This is a genomic window from Mangrovimonas sp. sgz306409 (assembly GCF_059735265.1).
The window spans coordinates 177,064-191,790 of record NZ_JCAPEU010000003.1 but is presented as its reverse complement, the minus strand read 5'-3'; the positions used below and the strand labels follow the sequence as shown (position 1 = coordinate 191,790).

The window sequence follows — 14,727 nt, the reverse complement described above, 5'->3', positions numbered from 1 at the left end:
TAACACTCATAGAGATATAACTGCACTTCAACGATTATTTTTCACCCAAAGAACGTGGGCATAGTATGTTTGTACCTCCCTCATTGAATGTTTAACAACGAAAATCCCGTAAAACCAACATAAAAGAGCGGGTCCGTATGAAACAATTTAGTGACATGAAACAAATCTACACCTACTATGTCCAATTGGCATTAATAATTTTTGTCAATTTCTCTTACGCTAAAACAAATCAATTAGATCAGTACATCAGTTTAAACACAGTTTCCATTGTGATGGATACTGAAGTTAATGCAACTGAAAATGAAATTCAATCTGTTAATGCGGCCTTTGCTACATGTGATCCACTAACGGTTTACCTAGATGATTTTGGAACAGTTACTATTTCTCCAACTGATATAAACTCCGGTAATACTGGGGCAAATTTTATTCTTAGTAATGATACTTTTGATTGTTCTCAAATAGGAGCTATTTCTGTAACCCTAACGGACACTGATGACTCCACTACATGTACAGCAATAGTAACAGTAGTGGACAACCTAGCACCTGTTCTTGTTGACGTTCCTGCAGGCACAACAGTGGAATGCGATGCGATACCTGCCCCTGCCACAGTAACGGCCACGGACAACTGTGACGCCACACTTTCCGTTAGCTATTCCGAAACCGAAAATACCGTAGCGGATGGCATTGGATCCATTACAAGGGAATGGTCCGTGACGGATAACGCCGGAAATACTACTACAGAAACACAGACCATTACCGTAATCGACTCAACCGACCCTGTACTTGTTGGCGTTCCTGCAGGCACAACTGTGGAATGCGATGCGATACCTGCCCCTGCCACAGTAACGGCCACGGACAACTGTGACACCACACTTTCCGTTAGCTATTCCGAAACCGAAAATACCGTAGCGGATGGCATTGGATCCATTACAAGGGAATGGTCCGTGACGGATAACGCCGGAAATACTACTACAGAAACACAGACCATTACCGTAATCGACTCAACCGACCCTGTACTTGTTGGCGTTCCTGCAGGCACAACTGTGGAATGCGATGCGATACCTGACCCTGCCACAGTAACGGCCACGGACAACTGTGACTCCACACTTTCCGTTAGCTATTCCGAAACCGAAAATACCGTAACGGATGGCATTGGATCCATTACAAGGGAATGGTCCGTGACGGATAACGCCGGAAATACTACTACAGCTACTCAAACAATTACAGTTGAGGACAATACTCCTCCTGTGGCAGACCTTGCTAATTTAACAGACATAACAGCACAATGTCAAATAACCACATTATCCCCTCCATCTGCATCCGACAATTGTTCTGGAACCGTTACTGTAACCAGTAATGCCTCATTCCCTATAACCACGCAAGGAACTACAGTAGTTACGTGGACCTATGATGACGGAAACGGAAACACATCGACTCAGACCCAAAACGTAATCCTAAACGATTTTACGCCTCCTTCAATAACTTGCCCAAATAACTTAACAATTGGCACTAGCAATGATGGAACTGGAAACTGTACGACTACAGCTTCTATTACCACTCCTTCTACTTCTGATAATTGTGGTGTAAATTCTGTTATTGCTAAAATTGGAGGAGCAACCATTTCTCCTTCAAGCTATGTATTTCCTATTGGGAACACTACAATAACTTGGATTGCTACGGACAGCGCTGGAAATTCAACGCAGTGTAACCAGATTATTACTATTGTAGATGATGAAGATCCAGAGATTACTTGTCCTTCCGACGACAATGTGTTTTTTGAAAACAATTGTCAATTTACACTCGCGGACTATACAAGCATGGCATCAACTTTAGATAATTGTGATACCAATGTAACGGTTACTCAAAGTCCAATGCCCGGGGCAGTAATCTCAGGAGCTGTTGTGGTTACCTTAACAGCAACAGATGACGCCAATAGAACGAGTACTTGTACATTCCAGGTGATTCCTTCAGATAATGAAGCGCCTATCGCCGTTTGCCATGATATTACTGTTAGCTTAAGTACCACACCTAACAATGGGGTGGTAAATATTTTTGCTTCGGATCTAGACAATGGATCTACAGATAATTGTTCTAACAATTCATTATTTTATTCGGTTTCCCAAAGTTCCTTCAACTGCTCAAATGTGGGAGCAAATGAGGTAACATTTACAGTCAGTGATCAGGCAGGAAATGTAAGTGAACCTTGTACTGCCACCGTCTATGTAGAGGACATAACCCCTCCAACGGCTATCTGTAATGATTTCGTAGTGGTTTTGGATGCTATTACCAGAGAAGCAACTATTGAAGCGGCAAATATTGACAATGGATCTTTTGACAACTGCGGCATTGCTTCTATGACTGTTGAACCAAGTTTATTTGAAGAAGCCGCTGATGGTCTTCAATACGATATGGAAACCGTATTAACGGTAACTGATTTCAGTGGAAACACATCTACTTGCACTGCTACTGTAACTGTTGAGCCGCCTAAAAACTTAAACACCTATATGACTGGTGTGATTTCAGCTCCTACACCCGACTATCCACAACCTCCTGGTCCATTGGTAGAAGTTACAGCATGTCCTGGAGAGTTACTGGATGGAGTGACTGTTTCATTCAACCTACAAGGTATTTCTCCATATACCTTGGTAGCCACGGATGTACTATTTTGGGAAGTATCATATGACTATGGAGAAAATTGGGACCCGATTTCTTCTTCGGCTGGAACTTTGACTCAATCCCTTTCGGGAATTACCAATGATACTTTTGTTAGAGCGGTAATTACAGATCCTGATTCCGGAGCCACAAAAACTACTGCGGAAGTTTATATTAGATTTTTACCTCCGGATGAACCTCCAATCATTACTAGTATTAGTCCAGACCCTCCAATAATATGTCTTAACGAATCCATTGTAGTTACGGCAGAAAGCTTCTTTGACCAGCCTAACGGGCAGTTTGGAGAAGGTGGAGAATTTAACTATGCTCAACCAGAAGGGTGGCGTGTAGATGGTCTTGATGGGTTTTTCCCTGCAAGTGGTAATAATCAATCTGAATCAACTTGGAAAGAGACTAATTCTAATGATAATGCCAACACGACTTTTAGTGGGATTAATTATGATACTGAGGATAATACAAAATTTGCAATCGCTCATGAAGAATTTATGACCGCTACCGATTCAACCACATTAGAAACACCTGTTTTTAGTACAATTGGAATGACCTCTAGTGAAGCCATTATGACTTTTTATACAAATTACTATTTCTGTAATGATGCTTATGGAGAAATAAAATTGTCTTTTGATTCCGGAAACACTTATCCTGTTACTTTAACAACTATGCAAGGTGATGACTTAGACTCTAGAACAGGAGGAACAACTACCCTCGGCGTTCAAGCTTATAAAGGAAATGGAAATAACTGCAACAACAACCAATTCCCTGTTGCAGATCCATTTAGATATACTAGTATTGACCTTGGAGCTTACACAGGACTATCAGGACTACGTGTTATGTTTATATTTCACAAAGGAAATGGAGGTTGTGATAATGTAACATTCCCAAAACACTCTTCTAACAATTGTGCCCAGACACAAACTTTTGATGTTGCAAGTGGTTGGTGTATTGATGATGTTGGTTTCGCTTATGCCTATGTTGATGAAGAAATAGAATGGACTGATGAAGATGATAATGTTGTTTCCACTTCTACCGAAGCAACCATCACTCCAGTAACCCCAGGAATCAGAACTTATGGAGTAACATCTTTAGTAAACGGATGTAGAACAGAAAACGACGAGGGTACCCAATTTGTTGATTTCTATACCAACTTGGCCTATGCTGGAAAGGACTATACACCACTAAATAGTGAATGTGGTGAAAATACACTTCAGTTGAATGCGTATGACAACACAAAAACTGCTGTGCAAAATTTCAATAAGGGAGCTTGGGAAACGAATCTTTATGTAGTACCAGATACCGCTGCTGGCGATACCGATTACTTGGGAACAGGAATGACTGGCCAATGGACCGTTACAAATGAAAGCTATAACTCCTGCGGGACTAGCTGGGCATTTTCAGACGACAATAATCCTGATGCTATTTTTTCTGCAGATCCTGGAGTGTTCACTTTGAGGTGGACTTTAGAAAATGGCTGCTATGATGAAATTACAGTAGAAATAAAGGATTGCCCAACTGTTGATTTTGACGGCATTAACGACAACGTTACCTTCAGAAACAATTATAATCTAAATTCTGAATTCAGTCTTGAAGTATGGGTAAAACCAAACACCGTAAGCGGAACAAGTACTGTATTTTCCAGAAAAGACTTTAGTGACAACACCAAAGGATACGACTTGAGTATTGTTAATGGTCAAGTAAGATTTAATTGGTATAATGCTTCTGGAGCTGGTTCAGTAACTTCTGGAGGATACTCAATCGATACGGACAGATGGTATCACTTAGCAGTAACTTTCAATGGGTCCTTGTACACACTTTACGTGGATGGGATTGAAATGAACGCTGTAAGTGGGACTGCTCCTGACGCAACTACTGGAAGTATACACGCTCTTCTTGGAGCCATGGATCAAGCTAATCCAAACGATCCTACAAATTACTATCACGGATGGATTGATGAATTGAGAATATGGAACAAAGCATTGTCTGTTGTACATGTTAGACAAATGATGAACCAAGAAATTCAAGCATTAAATACCGATGTTGGAGGTGTCGTAATTCCAACAAAAATATATGGTCCAGACTATAATAATGACAATATAGATGATGACCCGTTACTTTGGAGCAATTTAGACGGTTACTACCGAATGAATCTTACATGTGGTGATTTAGCAGCCTATAAAGGAGTTAGCGGAAGACTTAGAAACATTACTTCAAGTCAGCAACAAACAGCACCACTGCCTTATATCACATCAAAAGCAGGAAACTGGAATATGGATAATTCAACTGCTTCACCATGGATCAACTGGAGTGTATGGGATCATCCAAACAGTACAGGAATCAACGGAGATCCTATTGATTGGAATATTGTAAAAACAAACCACAATGTTATCAGTAATACACAAGATCTAACTTTGTTAGGATTACTTGTGAACACAGGAGAATTAACAATTACCAATACTGGAACACAAGATGAAACCAATGAAGGTCACGGCCTGTGGATTACGGATTATCTGAAGTTAAATGGACAAATCGATCTTGTAGGAGAATCTCAATTAGTACAAAAGAGATACACCCTTGAACAACTTAACGAAAGTATTCTAGATATGAGCAGTGGAGGTTATGTAGAGCGTGATCAACAAGGAACGACAAATCTTTACAATTATAATTATTGGGGAGCACCTGTAAGTTATATCAATACATCCTCTAATAATTTACCTTATTCTGTTGGAAACATATTAATGGATGGTACCGATAGCGACAACCCATTGTCTTTACAATGGACCAGTTCCTATAATGCCAATCCAAATACTACTCCAAAAACTTTAAGTCGTCGTTGGATTTGGGCATACGAAAACTATGCAGCTGATACTTACGCGGCATGGAGTTACAAACAAGAAACCGGTAATTTGGCAAGTGGATTGAGTTTCACCATGAAAGGAAGTGGGGCTTCCACTACTGAGCAAAACTATGTATTTAGAGGAAAACCAAACAATGGGGACATCTCTAATCCTGTGACAACAGGCAACCAAGCTTTAGTTGGAAATCCATACCCTTGTGCCATAGATGCCAATGAATTCATATTGGATAACCTTCCTTTGGTCGTTAATGGCACAACCACTTCTGCCAATTCCGACACTTCTGGAAGTATTGATGGGACCCTATATTTCTGGGAGCATTACCCATCCAACTTCACTCATATTCTAGAACAATATGAAGGTGGTTATGCCACCTACAACCTCCTAGGGGGTAATCCAGCGGTTTCTCCTCCTTTAGTTAGTGGTGAAGGAACACCTACCAAAATTCCAGAACGCTATATTCCAGTAGCCCAAGGATTCTTTGTTACAGCCTTGGGAAATGGAGGACAAGTAACCTTTAATAATAGTCAGCGTGCATTTGTAAGAGAAGAAGTAACAGGTGCCCCAAACAACGGTTCAGTTTCCTTTAGAATGGCCAATTCTACAAATTCTGACAATAACGACCAAGGTGAAGACGAAGAAGAAAATATAGATTTAATTCAGCGTGTTCGATTAGAATTTACAGCTCCTGATGGAATTGTAAGACCCTTACTATTAGGATTTGTTTCAAACAACTTAGCAACCAACGGAATCGATTATGGCTACGACGCTTTAAACAATGATACTTTGGCCAATGATATGTCTTTCATAATTGAAGGTCAAAATTTCACAACACAAGGTGTCGGTGACTTTGATAGTACAGAGCAATACCCTGTGGGCATTTACCTAAGTACGACAGGTGCTATAGAAGTATCCTTAAAAGCTTTGGAGAACTTTGACCCTGAAATCGATGTGTATATCTATGATTCCCTGAACGGAACCTATTCTCTTATTAATGAAACTCCTTTTGAAATGGATCTAGATGCCGGAGATTATGAAGACAGGTTCTATGTTGCTTTTCAAAATGAAGACGAATCCTTGTCCATTTCTGATCTAAAATCAAATCAAGTCGTTGTCAATTACCTTAGCAATACAAAGGAGATTTACATTAAAACAATCAATAATATTGCTATTTCAAAAGTTCAATTAGTAAATATGATAGGACAAGAGATTAATTCATGGGATGATATTGATGCTAATTACAATGGAGAAATAAGAATTCCAGTCTCAAAAATAGCTAATGGGAATTATGTTGTTAAAGTAACCACTAGAGAAAAAAGTCTCATCAATAAGAAAGTTATCATTAAACAATAGTTCAAGACTTATCCCCCTTCCTCAAAAAAAGCAACTATTTAAAATGGTTGCTTTTTTCTTATCAGTTAATTTTATTCTTTAAAAAATCACCTACATTTAAAGAAAAAAATTGCATTTCATCGAATATTTTGTATATTTGGTCCGACACAATGTATTTTAGTTCATACTTCATACAATGAAAGATAATGTAGGAATCCGCTCTAATTATCTACTCTCTTTTAAGAGAATAACTTGCTATCCCCTAATTTCAAACAAATTATTTATATGATAAAAAACTACCTCTGCCTTGTCCAGTTGGTCCTTTTTACATTAACAACCAACCTTTTAGAAGCCAAAACCAATCAGCTTTTCAATTACATCACCTTAGACAATGTTTCTATCGTTTTTGAAGAAACAAGTAATAGCCTTTTATTCTATGCACCACTCGATACAATTTCCTGCGCTACCGGATTTGTGGTTGAATTAGATGACAATGGGGAAGCAATAATTAATCCAGAAGACATAGAAACTTCTAACCTATATGACAATGATCCTGCTGTGGAATTAATTGTTACCCCATCGATAATAACTTGTGAACATGTTGGATCTACTGTAATAACTATATCCGTTGTTTCTAGTACTGATAATAGTGTAGTTTTAGAATCTTGTACAAGTATAATTACTGTTATCGATAACATTGCCCCCGTATTGGACTGTTCTTCCTTGGGAGGGAATTTCGACACAGATCCAGGTTTATGTACGACTTCTGTAAGTTTCGAGGCAGACGTTGAAGACAACTGTACTCCTATCATCACCTATACTCTTGCAGGCTCTGGTGACACAATTACCTCACCCTATAATTTCCCTGTAGGTACTACAACTGTAAAAGTTAAAGCGAATGGCAATGGTTCGATAGCTCTTTGTGAATTCGATGTCATAGTTACGGATAATCAGGCTCCTACTTTCACAGGAATAGAAAACATCACTTGGGGATGTGAGTATTCAGTTCCAGTTCCTACCGGAACAGATAATTGTGGAGGAACTATTACAGGTACAACCTCAGATCCTACCTCATTTAATTCAAACGGAACATACACCATTAATTGGAATTTTGATTTTGGAAATGGAAACGTATATAACATTCCTCAAATAATTACGATACAAGAAATTAATTGCAACATCACTGTTGGCCAACACGTGAGCTGTTATGGCGGTAATAATGGTATCGCCAATTTGAATATCTCTGGAGGAGTAGCTCCAATAACAGTAGATTGGAATGGACAAGATCCTAATGCCCTTGCGGCAGGCAATTATACCGTTAATATTACAGACGCTAATGGGTGTTCAACTTCTTGTTCTGTGATTATCGAAGAACCTGAAGCACTTTCAGCTACAGCAACACAAATTTCTCAAGTAAGCTGTAATGGTCAATCAGATGGTGAGGCTACTGTCAATGTATCTGGGGGTAATAGCCCTTACTCATATACTTGGGATAACGGAGAAAATGGTGTAACAGCTAATAATTTGGATGGGGGGATTCATTCTGTGACTGTCACCGACTCAAATGGATGCAGTATCTCTACTTCAATAGAAATTATGCAACCGGAAACACTATCTATTGATATTGAAGAGAAAAACAATGTATCTTGTACTTGGGGCTCAGATGGCACTATCGATATTACCCCAATTGGAGGAACTCCCCCCTTTAATTACCAATGGTCTGGTCCTGCAGGTTATTCAAGTAGCAATCAAGATATTGAAAATTTATCCAGTGGTAACTATACAGTAATAGTAATAGATAACAATGGGTGCCAAATTGTTCAATCTATAACTATTACTCAACCCAGCAATATATCCCTTTTACTATCAAGAACAAATATATCCTGTAATGGATTATCAGATGGCACTTTGACTGCAAATGTTGCAGGAGGAGTAGGCCCGTATACCTATTCATGGAATACCTCCCCTATTCAAACCACCCCTACCGTTACAAACTTGGCAAATGCATATTATACTTGTATAGTAACGGATGCTAATGGGTGTTCAAAAACAAAAGGCATGTGGATTAACGAACCAACAGCCTTAATTGCTTCCGCATCTTCCACTGATCCCTCCTGCTTCAATGGGACCGATGGTACAGCAAATGCAACTGTATCTGGAGGAACTCCCCCATACACCTACCAATGGAGTATATCTGCAGGTTCAGCAACCACAAGTTCGGTTTCCAATATTTCGGCAGGATACCATACCGTAACAATTACCGATAGTAATGGCTGTCAGGAATTGGTTGAAATTAATGTTACTGAACCAGCCCCTGTAACAGTAAATGTTTCTGGAACTGAAGGGTGTCTAATAAATGGTTCAAGTACAGGAGGAAGCGCTACGGCAACACCTTTAGGAGGGACTGCACCATATTCTTATTTATGGAACACAGGAGCAACTACACAGACTATTTCAGGTTTAGCTCCTGGAACTTATACAGTAACAGTTACAGATAGTAATGGATGTTCTTCTACTCCAGTTAGTGTCACCAATGCTACTCCAACAGAACTTACAGTATCAGCTACATGGACCAACACTACAGGAGCTGGAGCTTCAAACGGCTCTGCTTCTGCAACACCCTCTGGAGGAGATGCTCCTTACACCTATCTTTGGAGTAATGGTCAAACCACTTCCTCAATTTCTAGTGTACCCTCGGGAACTTATACTGTAACTGTTACCGATGAAAGTGGATGTACCTCAACTGCAACCGTTTATATTGGAGATCCTTTAAACGCTTCTATGACCACTTCTTCAGAATGTGTAGATATTGACGATTTAGAAACATTGACAATTGTTCCAAATATTTCAGGAGGTATTGCCCCCTTTACCCTTACATGGAATTTTGGGGTAGATTCTCAAACATCCCCGGGAGTATATAGTGGCACGCAAGAAGTGGAGTATGCCACTGCAGGAGACAAGGTAATAACCCTAACCGTTACAGACGCTTCGGGTCAAAGTACAACTATTTCACAATCCCATCAATTGGCAATTTGCTACACATATAATGTAGATTGTTCAAAATGTAATTCTAACGATTTTGTTATTGGTGATTTCTATATAGGAGATGTAGACGGTAACCCAATAGAGGAATGTACCGGAGGTACCCCTTTGTCTGTTTATATTTGGTTTACTACTCCAAGTACAGCACAGCCAAAATACAACCTTTATGTAATTGTTGGTTACGAAGTAACAGATGCGCTTACAGGTCTTACCACTTCTCAATATATTGAAGACTGTCTTTATGAGGGCCAACCAATACCTACTAGCAGTCAAGGACAACTTCTCTTGGATGATGACTATATCTGTGGAAATCAAATCACTTTAACAGGATTACTTTATTCTTGGAAACAGCACGAAGATTCAGACTGTTTGCCGTCAAAACCAAAATGTAATTGCGCAAGTGATGCAATAACTGTAATTGCTCCATTGGCTGCCGTAGCCCAAACTACTCCTGTAGATTGTAACGGCAATTCAACAGGTGCAGCTATCGTGAACGCCACCGGAGGTGAAGCTCCTTATACCTATGTATGGGATAACGGAGAAACTAGTGATACTATTTCCAATGTTCCTGCAGGAACCTATTCAGTTACGGTAACTGATGCTGCAGGTACTATTACAACTGCCAATGCTGTCATTACAGAACCCGCCCTATTAACCGCTACAGCCAATGTTTCCAGTAATTATAACGGCGAGGACATATCTTGTTTAAATGGTAATAATGGAACTGCAACAGTCATTCCTACAGGAGGAACTTCACCATACTTTTATATTTGGTCCAATGGTCAAACAACCGCCACTGCAACCAGCTTACCTGAAGGAACTTACACGGTAAACATTACAGATAGTAATGGATGTACATTTGAAACAAATGTTACCTTAGAAGACCCAGAAGAAATCCTAACGAATATTACCTCTACAAATCCAACTTGTTTTGGGTCCGCAAATGGTTCTGCAACTGTTTCAATTACTAGTGGAGGTATAAGTCCTTTCACCTATCAATGGTCTAACGGACAAACATCACAAACTGCTAACGGACTAGCTGCAAACACAAATTATTCGGTCATTGTTACAGATGCTAATGGCTGTTCTGTTTCAAATTCAGTGACTCTCTCGCAACCAAACGCATTACAAGTTAGCATGACCAAAACTCCTGCTCTTTGCTTTGGAAGTAACGGAGGTACTGCAACAGCAACTCCTTCAGGAGGAACTGCTCCTTATTCCTATGCATGGTCCAATGGTCAAACAACCCAAACTGCATCAAACTTAAGTACAGGATCTTATACTGTAACGGTTACAGATAATAACGGTTGTCAAGAAATTAAATCGGTTACCATTACACAACCATCCCAATTAATGGCTACAGCAGAAGCTTTTGATGCATCCTGTTACAATGCCTCCAATGGTTATGTTACGGTAACGGTGGAAAATGGAACCCCAGGATACACCTATTCTTGGAATACTTCTCCTGTTCAAACAACAGCTACAGCATCTGGACTTTCTGCTGGAACTTATTCAGTAACAATTACTGATGCCAATGGTTGTACAACCACTGCTTCAGCAACCGTAAATGAGCCAATCGAATTAACCTCCACCATTAGTGGAAATAATGTTTCTTGTTATGGATTCAATGATGGAACGGCATCTGTTTCTGTATCAGGAGGTACTGCTCCTTATGAATATACATGGAACACTTCCCCCGTTCAAAATACTTCTGTGGCCAACAACTTAACAGCCGGAAACTATGAAGTTATTATTGAAGACGCTCAAGGATGTCAAATTACCAAAACAATTACTATCACACAACCTCAAAACTTGACCAATGCCAATGCTGGAGCTGATCAAACTTTGAATTGTGGTTTGGATACAACTATATTAAACGCTAATACTCCAACCGTAGGTAGCGGTTCTTGGTCATTGATTTCATCACCTATTGGAGCATCAACAACATTTACAGATGTCAATCAGCCAAACACATCCTTTTCTGGTGATATGGCTGGTACTTATGTTTTAAGATGGACCATTGGCAGCGGAAGTTGCCCTGCTAAAATGGACGATGTTCAAATTACCTTATCGGAATGTAGCACCTTGGATTTTGACGGAGTAAATGATAACATCACTTTTAATAATCATTATGACCTAACTGGCCCATTCAGTTTAAGTGTTTGGGTGAAACCTGGTAGTGTTTCCAGTAACACTCAAACAATTCTCTCAAAAAGGGATGCAGGCAACCTTTCTACGGGTTACGACCTTAGATTGGTTAACAACACTATATCCTTTAGATGGAATGGCAACAGCTTGATTTCTCCTTACCAAATAAGTACACAACGCTGGTACCACATTGCGGTAACCTATAGTGGCTCAACCTACAAACTATACATAGATGGTATTGAAGTAAACAGCGCTAATGGTACTGCTCCAATATCCAACTCAAGAGAGTTCATCGTGGGCGCCATGGATCAAACTACTACTCCTCCATTTAAACCTGTCAACTATTTTAAAGGATGGATGGATGAACTACGTATTTGGGATGTAGCCCTTACTCAAGACCAACTTAAATTAATGATGAATCAGGAAATCGAGAATAATGCAGGAGCTGTAAGAGGCTTAATTATTCCTCAAGAAATCCCTGGTTTATCTTGGAGTGACCTAACAGCCTACTACCATATGGACCAAGCAACAGATGTTACCAATGGATTCTTAACCGGAAACACTTCAACATCTTTCAATGGAAAACTTAGAAATATTACCACATGGCAAGAAGAATCAGCTCCTATTCCTTATAAATCAAAGTCAGATGGAATTTGGACAGACACATCGAGTACTACACCATGGTTATATGGAGACAGTGTTTGGGACTACCCTAACGGAACAGGTGTAAATGGTTCTTCCATTGATTGGAACATTGTAGTAACCGACCACAATATTTCTTCAGGCAATAAAGACATTATCCTATTAGGTTTATTGAACAACTCAGGAGAACTCACTATAGCCGATCCTAGCACTCCCCAAGACGAGACTAATGATGGACAAGGTTTGAGAATTACCCATTATTTAAAATTAAACGGGAGCATAGACCTTCTGGGAGAATCTCAATTAGTACAAGATGAAGGCAGTGTTCTGGAGGTAGCCAGTTTTGGATTTATTGAAAGAGACCAACAGGGAACTACAAATCTATACAATTACAACTATTGGGGATCACCTGTGAGTATCATAAATCAATACTCCAACAATGTACCATACAGTATCAATAACATATTAAACGATGGAACCACTTCCTCAAATCCAGAATCATTACAATGGACCAGTTCCTATAATGCCAACAGTTCAACCTCACCAATAACTATGAGTCGTAGATGGATTTGGGCCTATGAAAATTATGCAGAAGACACCTATGCAGCTTGGAACTACAAACAAGAAACAGGAAGCATCTCAAGCGGACTTGGGTTTACCATGAAAGGAAGCGGGGCTGCGGGATCATTACAAAATTATGTCTTTATAGGGAAACCTAACAATGGCACAATTACTACTCCCATTACTCCTGGAAACCAAGCTTTGGTCGGGAATCCATACCCATCTGCTATCGATGCCAATGTATTTATATTAGAAAATGAAAGTAATATTGATGGTACTATTTATCTTTGGGAGCATTACCCTTCCAACATTACACACATATTGGAAGATTACGAAGGAGGATATGCCACCTATACCCTTACAGGAGGAAATCAAGGTGTGTACCCTGGTCTTATCAGTGGTGAAGGCGAACCTACAAAAGCTCCTGAGCGTTATATTCCTGTTGGACAAGGATTTTTTGTAACCTCTAGTGCTACGGGTGGTAATGTTACGTTTAATAACAGCCAACGTATCTTTAAAAGAGAAGTGGTTACGGGGGCACCTAATAATGGTTCTGTATTCTTCAGAACGAGCAACGAAGCCCAAACAAGTGCCAATTCTGAAAATCAAGAAGGATCTGAAGAAGAGTTAGTAAAACGTATCAGAATTAATTTCAAAACCCCTGAAGAAGCAACCAGACCGCTGTTATTAGGATTTGTACCAAACAATCTTGCTACAGATGACATCGATTATGGTTACGATGCATTAAATACTGAAACGCTTCCAAATGACATGTTGTTCAATGTTGGTGAACACAAATTAACCACTCAAGGTGTTGGTGAATTCGACAGCAGCAAGCAATATCCCGTAGGCATCTATCTTTCTACAACAGGAAGTGTTGAAATTTCATTAAAAGCGTTAGAGAATTTTGAATCCGATATTGAGGTTTATATTTATGATTCTCTATTGGGAACCTACACTCAAATTAATGAAGCTAATTTTATAATGGAACTGGATGCAGGTACTTATGAAAATAGATTCTACATTACATTTGAAACAGACAACGCTTTGTCTACAGTTGACAGAGATTTCGAAAGCATTGTGGTAAACTATTTAAACCATAGTAAAGAAATCTATATTAGGACTCCTGGACATCTTAATGTAAAACAAGTATATCTTACAAATATTATTGGCCAAACAGTGAAATCTTGGAATGCTACAAATACCCCTATTTCAAGTGAATTTAAAATTCCAGTAAAAAAGATTGCTGACGGTAATTATATTATTAAAGTAGTTACAGACAAAGGATCATTCAACAAAAAAGTGGTCATCAAACTAGATTAAAAACCTATAACCATTCATTATAAAAAAAGCAGCCTTAAAGGCTGCTTTTTTTATGACCTCAGATTAGTAGACAAGTTCAATTTCAAATGAAAATTACACTTTATCGAATTTTTATGCTTTTAATAGATATTTTTAGATTTGTTTTTCTATATTAGGG

The 14,727-nt window shown here is 39.2% G+C and carries 2 protein-coding genes; both read left to right on the top strand.

Annotation, left to right across the window (positions count from 1 at the left end):
- Window positions 1-137 precede the first annotated feature (137 nt).
- Window positions 138-6,875 carry a DUF8693 domain-containing protein gene (locus AC6I5C_RS06640; protein ID WP_497904478.1) on the top strand — a complete coding sequence of 2,246 codons (6,738 nt, stop codon included), beginning with the start codon at window positions 138-140 and terminating at the stop codon, window positions 6,873-6,875.
- Window positions 6,876-7,139: 264 nt separating this feature from the next.
- Entirely contained in the window at window positions 7,140-14,570 is a 7,431-nt protein-coding gene (locus AC6I5C_RS06635) for a DUF8693 domain-containing protein (protein WP_497904477.1), read from the top strand.
- Window positions 14,571-14,727 lie beyond the last annotated feature (157 nt).